The sequence below is a fragment of the Salegentibacter tibetensis genome, assembly GCF_020164485.1.
Taxonomy (GTDB): domain Bacteria; phylum Bacteroidota; class Bacteroidia; order Flavobacteriales; family Flavobacteriaceae; genus Salegentibacter; species Salegentibacter tibetensis.
In genome coordinates this window covers 13031-29629 of the sequence record NZ_JAIQZA010000017.1, presented here as the reverse complement: position 1 = coordinate 29629, position 16599 = coordinate 13031, and the positions used below count along the sequence as shown (strand labels likewise).

The following is a 16599-nucleotide window of genomic DNA, read 5'->3' as shown; positions in this document are numbered from 1 at the left end:
TTATCATTATGGTTTAAAGGTTTGATTACGAGTAATCATAGAATTTTCTTAATCTAAGATGCCAAAAAAATAATATTTTAATGATTTATTTATGCCTCCTGTCATTTATTTTCTATTTTAGTGTAATCGATTACAAATATTTTTAATTAGCTAATTATGAATGTAAAGACTAAAGGTGGATTTAAGATTTTATTTTTAATACTACTAGGTGTTCTAGCCTTTTCCTGTAAGAATAATTCAAATGATGATTCTGAAACCTCTAAAAATTCAGAAATGAGTCAGTCTGAAAAAGCCTGGCTAAATGCCGATGAAATTATTAAAAATATAGTGGTTCCACAGTTTAAGGACACTGTTTTTAATGTAAAAGACTTTGGGGCAGTAGCTGATGGAGAAACAAATAATTCTAAAGCTTTCGCCGATGCGATAAAGGCCTGTTCAGAATCGGGAGGAGGAAAAGTTTTAGTTCCTGAGGGGAAATATCTAACAGGTCCTATACATTTAAAAAGTAATGTGAATTTTCATATTGCAGAAAACACTGAAATATTATTTACAAAAGATAAAAAGGCCTACTTGCCGGTAGTTCATACTTCTTATGAAGGTATGGAGTTTATGAATTATTCTCCTATGATTTATGCTTACAAGCAGAAGAATATTGCCGTAACCGGGAAGGGCGTTTTTAACGGTCAGGCCGATAATGAAAATTGGTGGCCCTGGAGTGGTAAAGAGAGTTATGGTCATAAAGAAGGCGAGCCACAACAGCGAGATGAACACAACCTTCCACGTTTGAGTAAAATGGTTGAAGATGGTGTTGCCGTAGAAGAAAGGATTTTTGGTGAAGGTCATCAATTTCGTGTGTCATTTTTTGAGCCATTTGAATGTGAAAATGTATTGATAAAAGATGTGAAATTTATAAAAGCACCATTCTGGGTAATGCACCCTACAAAATCTAATAATATAACTGTAGATAATGTAACGGTTGAAAGTCACGGACCAAATAATGATGGTTGTAATCCAGAGTACAGTAAGGATGTGCACATTAAAAATTGTCTTTTTGATACCGGCGATGATTGTATCGCTATAAAATCTGGAAGGGATAACGATGGTAGGCGCGTAGGAATAAGTAGTGAAAACATAGTGGTTGAAGACTGTATAATGAAAGATGGTCACGGTGGTGTAGTGATGGGTAGTGAGATTTCCGGAGGGGTTCGAAATGTTTATGTTAGAAACTGTGAAATGAACAGTCCGAACCTTGATAGGGCTATTAGGATAAAAACCAATACGCGTCGTGGTGGAACGATCGAGGATATATATGTAAAAAATTTAAAAGTTGGTCAGGTTAAAGAAGCTGTCTTGAAAATAAATACACACTACGCAATTTATGATAATCAGGAAGGAGAACATATGCCGGTAATAAGAAATATATTCTTAGAAAATGTAGATGTTGAGAACGGTGGTGAATATGGGATTTTAATTAGAGGACGAGAAGAGTCTCCAGTAACAGGAATTTATTTAACAGATGTCACCATTAAAAAGGCCCAAACCCCTCTTTTGATAGAAAATGCTAATAATGTAGAATTCAAGAATACAAACATAAACGGTAAGCAAATAACAAATGAGTAGATAGTTTGGGTTAGTTAGTTTTTCCATGCAGATATCTAAATGTGGTTTATAGTGTGTGATTATGGTATTTGGGCGTGCAGGTATCTGCACATTAAGTTGAGCACGCCCTTATATCATATTATTAAAATATTTGAACCTCTTAAATTTGGTGCCAATTGGCTTATTTTCTGTGATTTAAAACCTTGAATAAATTTTAAATGAACTTAAAAAAACTAACATTTCTTCCCATCTTTTTTCTGATTCTGGGTCTTTCTGCTCAGGAAACTAACCAAGTGTATCGATCTATAACAGTAGATAAAAACGGTACTGGCGATTATACCGAAATTCAGGAAGCTATTAATTCTACCCGTGATTTAGGACCGGGTTTTGTTGAAATTCATATTAAAAACGGTATTTATAATGAAAAACTGGAGATTCCAACCTGGAAACATAAACTTCGTTTAATTGGGGAAGATCAGGAGAAAACCATCGTCACCAATAATGACTATTCGGGAAAAAAAGATAGCATAACTAAAGAAACACTTTCCACTTTTACCTCTTTTACGTTGCTGGTTTCAGGTGATGAAATTGAAATCAAAAATCTTACAATAAAAAACAGTTCTTGCGGGGAAGGACAGGCTGTGGCCTTGCACGTAGCAGGCGATAAATTTATAAGTAGAAATGTAAATATTTTAGGCTGCCAGGATACTATTTATGCCGCAACCGGAAGCAGCCGGCAGTATTATAAAAATTGTTATATAGAAGGGACAACTGACTTTATTTTCGGGCAGGCTACAGTCTTATTTCAAAGTTGTACCATTAAAAGTTTGAAGAATTCTTATATCACTGCAGCGGCCACAACCCCAAATCAGGAATTCGGTTTTGTATTTTTAAATTGTAAACTTATTGCTGCTGAAGATGTAAATGAAGTTTACCTGGGAAGACCCTGGCGTCCTTATGCCCAAACAGTATTTGTCAATTCTGAATTTGGAGAACATATTGTTCCCGCCGGTTGGGACCCTTGGAAAGGCGATGAGATGTTTCCAGAAAAACAGGAAACTACTTTTTATGCGGAATATAAAAATTACGGCGCCGGAGCTAAGACTTCAAATAGGGTTAAATGGTCCAAACAGCTAAGTAATAAAGAATCAAAAAAATACACCGCTGCGATTATTTTTAACCGTAAGGATTTCTGGAATCCTGTGGAGTGATTTTTTGGTAATTATTAATGAAAATAAGTAGAAAAGAAAAGTGAAGCACTTTAAAAATGTCTTTTTCCTGTTGTGGTTTACAATTGGGATCACAAATTTACAGGCCCAGGAGCTCAATCTGTTCTTAATTGGCGATTCTACAATGTCTGATAAAAAAGATCCAGATAAAAATCCCGAACACGGCTGGGGACAGGTTTTACCAGAGCTTCTAACCGATAAAATTAAGGTTGAAAATCATGCCGTAAATGGTCGCAGCACCAAAAGCTTTATTGATGAAGGTCGTTGGGAAGCGGTATTAGAAAAGTTAGAGCCCGGTGATTATGTGTTTATACAGTTTGGACATAACGACCAAAAATTCAAATCTCCCGAAAGATTTACCAACCCCTTCACAGGTTACAGAAGGAACCTCGAAAAGTTCGTGAAGGAAACCCAGGAAAAAGGTGCTCATCCTATACTTTTCAGCTCTATCGTAAGGCGGAATTTTAATGAACACGGAACTTTAGTTGATACCCACGGCGAATACCCCCTGGTAGTACGCATGGTAGCCGATGACTTGAAAGTTCCGTTTGTAGATTTACAAAGAGCTACCGGAGAATTAGAACTTTTTTACGGAGAAGAGGATTCTAAAAGTCTACACCTGCATTTTGCACCAGGAGAAAACGACTATTATCCTAATGGAAAAACAGACGAGACCCATCTTTCTGAAAAAGGAGCAACATTGGTGGCAAGTCTTGCTTTAAAAGGACTGGCAGAACTGGATTCAGAATTTAAATCATTTATCAAAGAAAGCGTATTGCAAAAGAAAATCCCTGGTCATAATAAATAATTGGAGCTTCAATGCCGGGGGAGGACTTACTACTTAACTGTAGTTATTATTTTATAACTATATAGCTTTTCAATTATGGATAGACATATTACCCTGGGCGAATTTATTGTAGAAAATCAAAAAGATTTTCCCTATGCAAAAGGAGAGTTAAGCGGGTTGCTTAGTTCTATAAGACTGGCCGGTAAAGTGGTTAATCAGGTTATAAACAAAGCGGGTCTGGCAGAAATTCTTGGAAAAGCGGGCCAGGAGAATATTCAGGGTGAATCCCAGGCTAAACTAGATGTTATGGCCAATGATGTTTTTGTGGAAACTTTGCGGAATCGCGGGGAAATATGTGGTCTTGTTTCTGAAGAACTGGAAGATTTCATCGCTTTTGAGGGAGATATAAATAAAGGTGCTAAATACGTTGTTCTTATGGATCCTTTGGACGGTTCCTCGAACATCGACGTAGGAATAACTGTTGGGACAATTTTTAGTATTTACCGAAGAAAATCCGAAGTTGGGAATAAAGTAGAACTTGAAGATTTTCTCCAGCCGGGAGTTAACCAGGTTGCAGCGGGATATATTCTTTACGGCACTTCTACTTTACTGGTTTATACCACAGGAAAGGGAGTGAACGGTTTCACTTTTGACCCGGGTATTGGTTCATTTTTTCTTTCCCATCCCAACATGAAAATCCCGGAGTTTGGAAATATTTATTCTGTTAATGAAGGAAATTATGTTCATTTTCCGAAGGGAGTAAAGAAATTCATCAAATGGTTGCAGGAGTTGGATGAAAATGACCGAAGGCCTTATACGGCCAGGTATACCGGATCGCTGGTAGCCGATTTTCATCGAAATATCCTATTAGGAGGAGTGTATTTTTATCCTGAAGGAACTACTGCACCAAAAGGAAAATTGCGACTTTTATATGAAGCTAATCCCATAGCATTTGTCACCGAGCAGGCTGGCGGAAAATGCACTAATGGTTTGCGGCGAATAATGGAAATTCAACCAAAAGAACTTCATGAACGGATACCTTTTTATTGCGGAAATAAGGTTTTAGTGGAGAAAGCAGAGGAGTTTTTAAGAAAATATGATTAGTAATTATGAAAAAGCTGAAACAGAGGAAAAAATTCTTTAAAGAAGAATCTAAAGAACGGGAATTGATTTCTGAAGGAATCTCAAGACAATCGCGTTACGCGAAGACCTTTTAGAATAAATTTCACATAAAAGCTTTGGAAACTTTGTAACTTAAAAATTGACCAAAAAATTAATAATTTAATATGATATTTGAACAAAGCTGGCGGTGGTACGGTCCAAAAGACCCGGTAAACCTGGAAATGATAAAGCAAGCCGGAGCCCACGGAGTGGTAACCGCTTTGCATCATATTCCGGTAGGTGAAGTATGGAGTGTGGAAGAAATTGAGAAAAGGATTGCTGACCTTGAAGAAAGCAATAAAAAGCATCCTTTTAAGCTGCACTGGAACGTGGTAGAAAGTTTGCCGCTGCACGATGCTATAAAACTTGGAAAATCCGAGCGCGATAAGTTTATTGAAAACTATAAAATAAGCCTCAGGAATTTAGGAAAATGCGGGGTAAAAACCATTTGTTACAATTTTATGCCTGTACTGGATTGGTTGAGAACCAATGTGAAATTCAAACTTGAAGACGGAAGTACTGCGCTGCTTCACGATAAAGTTGAACTCGCTGTTTTCGATTTGTTTATTCTGAAAAGGGAAAATGCGGAAAGCGATTATTCCGAAGAAATTCAGAAAGAGGCTAAAAAACGCTTTGAGGCTAAAACCAGCGAAGAACTTGAGGTTTTGAAGAAAAGTATGTTGATGGCACTTCCTGGTGATGAAGAAGGTTTCACACTTGAAAAATTAAAAAACGAACTTGCGGCTTACGATGGAATTTCCGCTGACAGATTGCGAGAGCATTTGGTTTATTTTCTGAAAGAAGTTATTCCGGTAGCCGAACAAAGCGGAGTGAATATGGCCATTCATCCAGATGATCCACCGTGGCCGGTATTTGGTTTACCGAGAATTGTAAGCAATGCTGAAGATTTGAATTATTTGTTTAATGCCGTGCCTTCAACTGCCAACGGACTTACCTTTTGCAGTGGTAGTTTAGGGGCTTCGGCGAAAAATAATTTGACGGAAATTATTTCAAAATATTATGAGCGTATCCATTTCCTGCATTTGCGTTCGGTGCAGCGCGAAAAATCAGATTACTTCTATGAAGCCAATCATTTGGAAGGTAGTGCCGGAATGTATGATCTGGTAAAAATCTTCTTTGAGCTTCAGCAGAAGAACGACAGAAAACCATTGCCAATGCGGCCCGATCACGGTCATGAAATGATGGATGATCAGGAAAAACAATTTTATCCCGGATATTCCGCAATTGGAAGAATGCGTGGTTTAGCAGAATTACGAGGATTGGAAACAGGAATTATAAATACCTTTAAATAAAAAACAATGTTCAATTTAGACGGAAAAGTAGCAATAATTACAGGAGGAAACGGAGTGCTTGGCGGTGCGATGGCGCACGGCCTTGCATCCCAGGGTGTGAAAGTAGGGATTCTGGGGAGATCTGCTGAAACGGTTAAAAAACGGGTAAAAGAGATTGAAGAAGCCGGTGGAACAGCAATGAGCCTGGTAGCCGATGTATTGGACAAAAAGAGCCTGGAAGAAGCTAAAGACAAGGTTTTAAAGGCCTGGAATAAAATTGACATTTTGATTAATGGCGCGGGAGGAAATATGAAAGGAGCCACCATTGGACCCGATCAAAACTTTTTTGATCTTTCGCTGGATGATTTGAGTAAAGTGAACGACTTGAATTTTAAAGGAACCGTGCTGCCTACTTACATTTTTGGAAAAAGCATTGCAGAGGTAGGGAAGGGGAGTGTAATTAATATTTCTTCTATGGCCGCGCAAAATGCCCTTACCCGGGTTTTAGGTTATAGTGCTGCCAAAGCAGCGGTAGATAATTTTACCAAATGGCTGGCTGTGGAGATGGCGCAAAAATATGGGGATGGAATTCGTATAAATGCTATTGCCCCCGGATTTTTTATCGGGGAGCAAAACCGTGACTTATTGCTGAATAAAGATGAAAGTTTAACGGCAAGGGGGGAAACAATTGTTTCCAATACCCCAATGAAACGCTTTGGAAAACCCGAAGAATTACAGGGCGTAACCAATTGGCTTGCGAGCGATGAGGCCTCATTTGTAACCGGAATTGTAGTGCCGATAGATGGTGGTTTTGGCGCTTTTAGCGGCGTTTAATACAAAATCAATAGATATGTCAGGTTTAGGAAAATATTCATTTGGAACAGGAGATCGATTTGGGAAAGAAGGTAAGGCGCAGTTGAAAGCTGTGCTAAAAGCCAGGGAAAATGGTGTTGAAGTTACTCCCGTTTGGAATAAATCACATCGGGAGCACGAAACAGTGAATTCTAAACCACATTTAGTTTGGGAAGAAGCAGATGCCGCTACAGAATCCCTGGATTATTCCGGGAAATATTTTGTAGATGCTGATCATATTAATCTTGATATAGTAGATGCATATTTATCGGTGAGTAATTTTTTCACCATAGATGTGGCTGATTATATTGGGAAAAATGCTGCGAAAAAAGAGAAAGATGAGTTTTTAAAATTCATAGCCAAATTTCAACAGAAGGTTAATATCCCTGGAATTTCTACGGAATTTGAGATTTCCGAAGCAACCTTAAATCAAATTCTCGACACTTTTTTATTCGCTGTAAAAAAAGCTTCGGAAGTTTATTTGTATATCAAAGAAAATAAGTCGGAAGAATTTGTGGTTGAGGTTTCGATGGATGAAGTTGAAAAACCGCAGACTCCGGAAGAGTTGTTTTTCGTCCTTGCTGCCTTTGCATTTTATGAAATTCCGGTAAATACCATTGCACCAAAATTTACAGGAAGGTTTAATAAGGGAATAGATTATGAAGGCGATTTGGATAAATTTACCCAGGAATTTGAAGAGGATTTATTGGTGCTGGATTTCGCAAAAAAAGAATTCGGTTTACCCAAGGATTTAAAGCTGAGTATTCATAGCGGAAGCGACAAATTTTCCATTTATCCGATTATGAATAGACTGATAAAAAAGCACAATGCAGGTTTACACGTAAAGACAGCAGGAACTACCTGGCTTGAAGAAATTAATGTGATTGCCGAAAGCGGTGAAGATGGATTTGAATTTGCGCTTTCAATTTACGAAGAAGCATTAAAGCGTTTTGACGAATTAACGTCTCCCTATCCAGATGTGCTGGATATTGACAAAAGTAAACTTCCAAATGTCACTGATCTTAAAAAAGCTGGTCGGGAAAAAATGGCGAAAGCCCTTCGGCATGATCAACAGGAAAAAGACTTCAATCCGCATTTCAGGCAATTAATGCACTGCGCCTATAAATTAGCCGCTGAAAAAGAGCAAACTTTTTTTAAGCTTCTGGAAAAATACAGAAAACCTATAGAGGAAGCGGTTACTCACAACTTATATCAAAAGCATTTAAAGCAGATTTTTTAATCCCTCATTGAGGGTTTAATTCCCCAAAGCTTGCCTCGAATTTTTTAAAAGTATTTTCCAATGCATACCTCGTGGGCTTATCCCGAGGTTTTTGAGTAGAGTAAAATCTTCAATTTTACTCTACTCAAAAAGCTGAACAACGGATTTTATTTTTCGTTAATACAGCTTGCCGGGGCATTTGTTACGACTCGTCTCTCTGGATTTTATGAAAACTTAAGCCTTTGTATAATGTATCTAATTTATTCTTGAATCTTATACCTGACTTAATTGCTGCTTAGACGATGGATTAAGAGAGCGGCTCTTTCTGTGAGTGGAATAAATGTTTCCAGATTAATAGTCTCAGATGGAGAGTGTGCTCCGCTGCCCATTACTCCTAAACCATCTAAACCATCAACATATTCTGCTATAAAAGAAATATCAGCAGCACCACGGCGTCCCGGATCGTAAGCCTCTACTTTTCCATATCCTAAATCTTGGCTTATTTCATCCAGGACTTCAAGAAGTTTTATATTTCCTTTGGTAGGCTCCATGGCTGGATATGAATCTGTGAAGCTAATAGCAGCAGAGGTGTGGGGTAAATTATTTTTTACAATCTCCCTCATCTTATTTCGGGTTTCCTCTTTCTGTTCCTCAGAGATAAAACGTAAACCTCCGTAGACTTCCAGTTCACTCGCCACCACATTTGTCTTTCCAAAGGCGGTTCCCATAGATTTGCTGGGATTGTAATCTACATTTGTTCCTCCAAGGATTACTCCCGGATTAAAGCTTAGTAATTCATCACCTCTTATATAACTATAAAAAGAATTAAGAATTCTAGCTGCTTCAAAGATAGCACCGGCTCCGGTATTTTCACTAAAGATCCCCGATGAATGCGCTTGTTTGCCATTTACTTTTAAATTCCAACCACTGGACCCTCTTCTGGCAATAGTAGCGTAATTCATTCCTGAAGCCGTTTCAAAACCCAATGCGATATCGGCTTTTTTTGCTGCTTCAATAAGATCGTACCGGCTTACACTGAGCGGATGTCCTGGTTTTTCTTCATCTCCAGTAAAGGCTACGATTATATTTTTTCCTTCCAACTCGCCTGCAGCCTGTAAAGCCTTAAGCGCAAAAATGATAACTGCGTTACCTCCTTTCATATCATTGGCAGCAGGCCCTGCAGCACTTTTGCCCGAACGTGAGAACGACTGAAATTCATGATCTTCTTCAAAAACCGAATCTAAATGACCTATTAATAAAATTGTTTTTTCGTTACCCCCGTTCAATTCAGCAAAAAGATGTCCAGCTCTGTTTAGACTGTCTGGCATACTGATCCAGCGGGTTTCAAAACCCAAATCGTCTAATTCTTCTTTATATACCATTCCTACTTCTCGTACTCCAGCAAGATTGAGGGTGCCGCTATTGATATTAACCGTCTTTTCAAGAAAGTTTATTTGCTCCTGCTCTTTTTCTTTTAAGAAGTTTAACATTTCTTCTTCTTCTGAAGAAATCTTCTGAGCCTGTATGCTTATCGTTATAAAAAACAGTAAAAATATACCTTGATATTTCATAAATTAATATTTTGAAGTCTTCCAAATATAATCAAATGTTCTTTCTGTTAAATAATTAACAAAAATCTTTTTTCCTTCTTTTTATTTAAAGCAAAATTTATCCTCTTTTTATGTATATCCGTTTAAATTCCTAATATTAGTTTCTGTCACCCTGAGACCTGTCGAAGGGTCAAACAAAAACGTCTCGACTGCCCGCCAGTACCTAGTCGGGCTGGCGCTCGACGAGGCAATTTTAAATTTAAATTACTTGTTAGGTGTCTTCACGGACAGCCATTTCTTTTTTTAAATAAAATTAATAGCATTATTAAGGTGACACCGAATTAAACCTGGTTTCTGTATAAATTTGAATGTCTAATATTGCTTCAATCATTTGAAATTTTAAGTTTGTAAATTTTAAATGAAGACCTATATTTAGGCTTTAACAATTTCCCCTATATATGAAGAGTTCTGGTATCTGTTTTTTGTTTCTTTTAGTATTCTTTACTTTTTCAGGTTGCAATTCAGAAAAAAAAGATAATTCGAATCCGGATGCTGCTAAGAACAGGCTAGCTCAGGCTAGCAGCCCTTATTTGATTCAACATGCCGACAATCCTGTGGATTGGTATGAATGGGGTTCGGAAGCTCTGCAGAAGGCAAAAAAAGAAGATAAACCTGTAATAATTAGTGTAGGTTACGCTGCCTGTCACTGGTGCCACGTGATGGAAGAAGAAAGTTTTATGGATTCAAGCGTGGCGGCAATTATGAACAAAGATTTTGTTTCGATAAAAATAGATCGTGAAGAGCGCCCCGATATAGATAAGATTTATATGAATGCTGCAGTGTTACTCAACGGCAGTGGAGGATGGCCTTTAAATGCCATTGCCCTGCCGGATGGCAGGCCTTTTTTTGCAGGGACTTATTTCCCTAAAGAGCAGTGGAAAAATATATTAGTAAAGGTTGCCGAAGCTTACCAAAATAACAAACCAGGTTTGGTTGATACTGCTGAGGCCTTAACCGAGGGCATCCGAAGTGGCAATGATCTTGACAGTCTTAATATAAATAATACTGAATTTTCTGAAGCAGAGTATGTTTCTATAATTAGTGGTTGGCAGGAACAATGGGATGTGTATAACGGTGGTTATACAGGTGCTCAAAAGTTCCCGTTGCCTGTGTCCTGGGAAGCGCTACTGCAGTATTATTATTTAACCGGCGATGAGGATGCACTAAAAATTGTAAATACAAGCTTGCAAAAAATGGCCCGGGGAGGCATCTATGATCAGTTAGGTGGTGGTTTCGCAAGATATACTACAGATCCAAAATGGTTGATCCCGCATTTCGAAAAAATGCTTTATGATAATGCACAATTAATCAGCTTGTATTCCAAAGCCTATAAAGTTACCGGCAATGAAGAGTATAGACAGGTTGTAGAAGAAAGCATTGAATTTGTTGAAAGAGAATTATCTAATGGTAACGGTGCTTACTTTTCTTCAATAAATGCCGATAGTGATGGAGAGGAAGGAAAATATTATGTGTGGTCTTCTAAAGAAATAGATAAGACGCTAAATACTTGGGAAGCAAAAATATTTAAGAAATATTATAATGTAGAGTCCTATGGAAACTGGGAAGCAGGAAAAAACATTCTCTATCGTAACATTTCCCTTAAAGAGTTTTCTGAAGAAAACAATATTCCGTCTCCCGATATAATTGAAACTCTTAATTCTGCAAAAAATAAGTTACTTAAGCAAAGAGAGGCAAGAATAAAACCAACTATAGATGATAAGGTTCTTGCTTCCTGGAATGCCCTTATGCTCCAGTCTTATATAGATGCCTTTACTGCATTTGGTGACCAGGAGTATTTGGAGCGTGCGCTCAAGACCGGAAATTTTTTAAGCAGGGAAATGTCGGGTAAAGATCAAACACTATGGAGAAGTTATAAAGATGGCGAGAAAAAGATTTCTGGATTTCTGGATGACTATGCCTTTGTAGGCAGTGCCTATATAAACCTATATCAGATAACTTTTGATATGCAATGGCTGGAAAAGGCCGAAAACCTTACGAATCAAACAATGAAGCGTTTCAGGGATGAACAGGAGGTTATGTTCTACTATACGGCCACCGGTCAAAACGATCTTATTGTAAGAAAGACCGAAATTCAGGATAATATAATGCCTTCTTCCAATTCGGTAATGGCCAAAAATTTATATGTATTGGGAAACCTGCTGGAAAATAAACAATACCTGGATTTAAGTGATAAAATGCTTCGGCAGATTTCGCAGGTAACTATCAACAATCCTTCATCCTTTGCTAACTGGACTAAACTTCTTGGCATAAAAGCCTTTGGAGCTTACGAAATTGCCATAGTGGGAGAAGATGCTTTTCAAAAGAATAAGGAAATGAATCGGAAATATTTACCTACTTCAATATATATGGGAGGTGAAACCGAAAATTTACCGCTGCTTAAGGCTAAACTTACCAAAGGCGAAACTTTAATTTACGTATGCCAGAATAAAACCTGTAAATATCCCGTATCAGAAGTGAGCGAAGCCTTGGGTTTACTGGAAAGCTACAAGAAGGAGCCCGAATCTACCGGCTGGTGGAATTAAGTTCATTTTTAATAGGCGATAATTCGATGTTTTTTTCGTTGTAAAATCTTTCTTACACTAAAAGAAAAATGCTTTTTTATACGGTTTCCCAACAGGGAAGATATTCACTAATTAGAAGTGTTCCGGGACTTCAATAATGAAAAAGTGGCTGTCTGCAAAGATCTGGTTTCATCAAGCTGTCCCGAATTTACTTCGGATTCCAACATGTTTTTGACTATCCATATCTTAGATTCTGAAATAAATTCAGAATGACGATTTATATTGCCTTCAGACAGCCTCTTTTTTGGTAAGTTATTAAGCTAATCGATGTTCTTGAGATTTGGCTGCATTAATATTTTATTTATAAAATTATTATGTTTATCCGTTTAGAAACCTAAAAACAGTTTTTGTCACCCTGAGACCCGTGATAAAGAAGCTTTATCTAGCGTAGGAGAATGACGTTTCGAGAATAGCGAGTTTTAAACTCCGTGTGTGAGTGTAGAAAATCAGCAGCGTTAAAAATTTTTGAAGCCCTGGAAAAAATTTAGCTGATGATTTGCAATTTTTTGGCCTTGTTGCCAAAAAAACACCTCCACATAGGACGCCCTTTTTTGTTTCGTTTTTTGGGCGAGCAAAAAATGAAAAAGGAAACTTCCAAACCAGGTAAGTTTCTTTTTGAATTATAAAAATATAAAAAAAACAAACCTAAATATCAGGGTTTTAAAAATACGTCAATGGTAGCGCAGTCGAAGGGTCAAAAAAAAAACGTCTCGACTGCCCGCCAGTACCTAGTCGGGCTGGCGCTCGACGTGACACTTTATTTCAATTTTGCCTTTTGGGTCTCTTAGCCGATATACAAAGATGATTTAAAGAATTTAGATCAAAAAAATCTCATGCTAATATCTTAATGATACAGCAATACTACAACTTGCCATTTCAATTCCTAGTTTTATTCCTACTGCCTAATAAGATATTATAATTATTTAAAAAATGATTTTAAAGGTGGAGCTTTATGTAAAAATTGATAGAACTAAAACAACTTTAGAAATAAAATTTTAAATTTGTTAGGAAACCTTTATGCTTGTTTAAGGTTTTTTTATACTTTTAATCACAATTTGTTAACTAATTCACCTAAAATTAAATTATGAACATGAAAATTTCTACTAGTCCTTCGTGGTTTTGCCGGGGAAAAAGAAAGAGTATTTTCTTATGTATTTGTATTACTGCGTTAGTTTTAACTGCAGGTAATACAAATGTATTTGCGAGCAATGCGATTGAAATTACTGACCAGGAGACGGTAGCCGGGATGGTTACCGACCAAATTGGAATGCCATTACCTGGTGTAAATGTCTTTGTTAAAGGTACAACTGTTGGAACTCAAACTGACTTTGATGGAAACTATAGTCTGGAAGTTGCAGAGGGTCAAACCCTTGTATTTAGCTATGTTGGCTATGAAACCAAAGAAATCGTTGTAGGTCAGCAGCGGCAGATAGATGTAACATTGCCGGAGGATGCAAGTCAGCTGGATGAAATCGTTGTTCTTGGGTATACAGCTCAAACTCGTGGGGATCTTACAGGAGCGGTATCTTCGGTAGATGTTTCCGAAGCAACAAAAGCACCTATAGTAAATGCTGCGGAGGCTCTTGAAGGAAGAGTAACCGGGGTGACCGTACAAAATAACGGTGCACCTGGTGGATCACCTGTTGTTAGAATCAGGGGGTTTGGTACTAGTAATAACAACAACCCTTTATATATTATTGACGGGGTACAAACCGATGATCCTTCAATTTTAAATAACCTGAACCCTAATGATATTGAGCAGATGAACGTCCTTAAAGATGGGGCAGCTGCGATATACGGTGCCAGGGCATCCAATGGGGTTGTAATTATTACTACCAAAGGTGGAGGCTATAATATGTCAAAGCCAACAATATCTATAGATAGTTATACGGGCTTTTCCCGCGCATCTAATTTACCTGGTCTGCTTAATCCACAACAACATGGGGAAATGATTTTTCAAAGTTTGCGAAATGACGGTGTAGAAGTATCGCATCCTCAATATGGAAGCGGGGCTGAGCCGGTAGTACCGAGTATGCTTCAGGGAATTTCAGTGGACGCCACTGTACCGCCCGGAGGAACCGACTGGTTAGATGAGATATTTCAAACTGCACCAACTCATAGTGCTTCTGTTTCCCTTCAGAATGGTAATGAATATGGAAAATATTTGATGTCCCTGAACTATCTTAAAAGAGAGGGAATTCAATTGGCAACGGGTTTTGAAAGAGCTTCGACCAGGTTGAATTCTGAGTTTAAAATCAAGGATAATCTTCGGGTTGGAGAACACCTGAACGTATCATTTAGTAATACACGTGGTGGAAATCAGGTAAACAATGCCTTGAGAAGTAGTCCTTTAGTACCTGTAAGGGCCGATAACGGAGAGTTTGCAGGAACTTATGTGGCTTCTGCCGGATTGTCAAACCCGCCGAATCCCGTAGCTGAGCTTTTAAGAGGATCTGATAACTTTAATAAATCTTTGCGTATTTTTGGTGATGTTTATGCGGTACTGGATGTTATGGATGGGCTAAGCGTAAAGACTTCTATAGCTGCAGATATTCAGTCTTTTAATAGCAGAAGTTTTTTGCCTGTAAATCCCGAACATTCAGAGCCACGGTCTACCAATACCCTTACGGAGAATGACTTTAATAATTACGAGTGGATCTGGACAAATACCGTTAACTATAATAAGAATTTTGGAGATCACAGTATAAATGCTGTAGCGGGTGTAGAAGCTTTGTATCAACAAGGTAAAGGCAAGGGGATCAGTAGAAATGGTTACCTGTTTGAAAATCCTGATTTTTACTTATTGAGTAATGGTTCAAGTCCGGCGATTGTGAACTTCGCCTATGATCAAACCTCAACACTTTATTCGCTTTTTGGAACTGCAAACTATAATTATTTAGGAAAATATCTTTTTACAGCTACCTTGCGTAGGGATAAATCCTCCAGATTTAGAGGAGACAACCAAAGTGATATTTTCCCCTCTTTTAGTGCAGGATGGGTAATAAGTGATGAAGAATTTTTCCCTGATGGAGGAGTGGTAAACAGGTTGAAACTAAAAGCCTCTTATGGTGAATTAGGAAACCAGACCTTGCCGGCAGCTAACCCAACTATTAATATTTCCAGATTAGATGAGCAATTTGCTAACTATGCATTTAATGGTAGTGGAGCAATTACTAACGGTGCGGTTTTAAGCCAGGTAGGAAATCCTAATCTTAAATGGGAAACCAGTGTTTCTAAAAATATTGGTTTTAATTTAGGAATGTTTGGTGATAAACTGGATGTTTCCGTGGAGGCTTATGAGATAGTTACTAAAGATCTTATTACAAGGGATAACAGCTTGATTAGTACTACTGCTATAGATGCTACTGCTCCTCTAGTAAACCTTGGTTCTATAAAGAATACCGGAGTAGATTTCAGCTTAGGTTATCAAAGTACAGCAACCAGGGATTTTACCTATGGATTTAATTTTAATCTTTCTCATTATAGAAATGAAGTAACAGAGCTTATTAGTGACTTTCAGACAGGTAGCTCTGCTTATAGGGGAGGGGCCATCACAAGAACTGAGGTTGGAAGACCTTTATCATCTTTTTATGGTAGAGAAGTAATTGGTATCTTTGCATCTGAGGCTGAGGTTTCTGCAGCAGCAGATCAGGGTTTTGGATCTCCGGCTGATGGAGTAGGACGTTTTCAATATGCCGATATTAATAATGATGGAGTAATCAATGATGAGGACAGGACATATATAGGTTCCCCTCATCCCGACTTTACTTACGGTCTTAATTTAAATGCGGGGTATAAAGGTTTTGATGTTTCAATATTTTTTGCCGGATCTCAGGGAAACGATATTTATAACTATCAGAAAATATTTACTGATTTCCCAACCTTCTTTAACGGTAATAGAAGTGTAAGAGTGCAGAATTCTTTTACTCCAGACAATACCAACGCTGCATTGCCGGCATTGAGTCAGACGATTAGAAATGGAGAGACCACTCCAAATTCGTATTTTGTAGAAGATGGGTCTTATTTAAGATTAAGAAACCTGCAAATAGGATATAATTTTGCAGAAGGAATTGTGGAAAGATTAAGGGTTCAGGATCTTCGTTTATTCGTTCAGGGAACCAATTTATTTACTATTACAGGATATGATGGGCTTGATCCGGAAATAGCTTCTTTTGACAGCTTAACTTTAGGAGTAGATGGTAATATCGCTCCGGTTTATCCTATTTCACAATTGTTTACATTAGGTGTTAATATTAAATTATAATAAA

Annotated in this window: 10 protein-coding genes; 9 read left to right on the top strand and 1 reads right to left on the bottom strand. The window is 37.8% G+C overall.

Annotated features, from left to right (window positions below; all coding sequences use genetic code 11):
• Positions 1 to 156: 156 nt before the first annotated feature.
• The 7 genes from LB467_RS10340 to LB467_RS10310 all read left to right on the top strand — a co-directional run bounded on the left by LB467_RS10340 (position 157) and on the right by LB467_RS10310 (position 8160).
• Positions 157 to 1620, top strand: coding sequence for a glycoside hydrolase family 28 protein (locus tag LB467_RS10340; protein WP_224473961.1), 1464 nt, complete (start codon positions 157 to 159; stop codon positions 1618 to 1620).
• A gap of 197 nt (positions 1621 to 1817) precedes the next feature.
• Complete coding sequence (locus tag LB467_RS10335) at positions 1818 to 2810, top strand: pectinesterase family protein (RefSeq protein WP_224473960.1); 993 nt, start codon at positions 1818 to 1820, stop codon at positions 2808 to 2810.
• A 40-nt stretch (positions 2811 to 2850) separates the two neighbouring features.
• On the top strand, positions 2851 to 3636 hold the full coding sequence (locus LB467_RS10330; protein WP_317196363.1) for a rhamnogalacturonan acetylesterase: 786 nt from the start codon (positions 2851 to 2853) through the stop codon (positions 3634 to 3636).
• A gap of 75 nt (positions 3637 to 3711) precedes the next feature.
• Positions 3712 to 4719, top strand: coding sequence for a class 1 fructose-bisphosphatase (gene fbp, locus LB467_RS10325; RefSeq protein ID WP_224473959.1), 1008 nt, complete (start codon positions 3712 to 3714; stop codon positions 4717 to 4719).
• 182 nt (positions 4720 to 4901) lie between these two features.
• Complete coding sequence (gene uxuA, locus LB467_RS10320) at positions 4902 to 6089, top strand: mannonate dehydratase (protein WP_224473958.1); 1188 nt, start codon at positions 4902 to 4904, stop codon at positions 6087 to 6089.
• A 6-nt stretch (positions 6090 to 6095) separates the two neighbouring features.
• Positions 6096 to 6902 (top strand): SDR family oxidoreductase, encoded by an 807-nt coding sequence (locus tag LB467_RS10315; protein WP_224473957.1) that lies wholly within the window; start codon positions 6096 to 6098, stop codon positions 6900 to 6902.
• A 16-nt stretch (positions 6903 to 6918) separates the two neighbouring features.
• Positions 6919 to 8160: a tagaturonate epimerase family protein gene (locus tag LB467_RS10310; protein ID WP_224473956.1), complete on the top strand. Its 1242-nt coding sequence runs from the start codon at positions 6919 to 6921 to the stop codon at positions 8158 to 8160.
• A gap of 263 nt (positions 8161 to 8423) precedes the next feature.
• On the opposite strand, the gene LB467_RS10305 is transcribed toward LB467_RS10310, so the two are convergent.
• Positions 8424 to 9710 carry a M20/M25/M40 family metallo-hydrolase gene (locus LB467_RS10305; RefSeq protein WP_224473955.1) on the bottom strand — a complete coding sequence of 429 codons (1287 nt, stop codon included), beginning with the start codon at positions 9708 to 9710 and terminating at the stop codon, positions 8424 to 8426.
• A 437-nt stretch (positions 9711 to 10147) separates the two neighbouring features.
• Here LB467_RS10305 and LB467_RS10300 point away from each other — a divergent pair, with 437 nt between their 5' ends.
• Complete coding sequence (locus LB467_RS10300) at positions 10148 to 12292, top strand: thioredoxin domain-containing protein (protein ID WP_224473954.1); 2145 nt, start codon at positions 10148 to 10150, stop codon at positions 12290 to 12292.
• A 1123-nt stretch (positions 12293 to 13415) separates the two neighbouring features.
• A complete protein-coding gene (locus tag LB467_RS10295; protein ID WP_224473953.1) occupies positions 13416 to 16595 on the top strand; it encodes a SusC/RagA family TonB-linked outer membrane protein in 3180 nt (1059 codons plus the stop codon).
• The last annotated feature ends 4 nt before the right edge of the window (positions 16596 to 16599 follow it).

Bases quoted from the DNA above. Each gene is read 5' to 3' on its own strand.
- LB467_RS10340 (WP_224473961.1), top strand. From the start codon at position 157: ATGAATGTAAAGACTAAAGGTGGATTTAAGATTTTATTTTTAATACTA.
- LB467_RS10335 (WP_224473960.1), top strand. From the start codon at position 1,818: ATGAACTTAAAAAAACTAACATTTCTTCCCATCTTTTTTCTGATTCTG.
- fbp (WP_224473959.1), top strand. From the start codon at position 3,712: ATGGATAGACATATTACCCTGGGCGAATTTATTGTAGAAAATCAAAAA.
- uxuA (WP_224473958.1), top strand. From the start codon at position 4,902: ATGATATTTGAACAAAGCTGGCGGTGGTACGGTCCAAAAGACCCGGTA.
- LB467_RS10315 (WP_224473957.1), top strand. From the start codon at position 6,096: ATGTTCAATTTAGACGGAAAAGTAGCAATAATTACAGGAGGAAACGGA.
- LB467_RS10310 (WP_224473956.1), top strand. From the start codon at position 6,919: ATGTCAGGTTTAGGAAAATATTCATTTGGAACAGGAGATCGATTTGGG.
- LB467_RS10305 (WP_224473955.1), bottom strand. From the start codon at position 9,710: ATGAAATATCAAGGTATATTTTTACTGTTTTTTATAACGATAAGCATA.
- LB467_RS10300 (WP_224473954.1), top strand. From the start codon at position 10,148: ATGAAGAGTTCTGGTATCTGTTTTTTGTTTCTTTTAGTATTCTTTACT.
- LB467_RS10295 (WP_224473953.1), top strand. From the start codon at position 13,416: ATGAACATGAAAATTTCTACTAGTCCTTCGTGGTTTTGCCGGGGAAAA.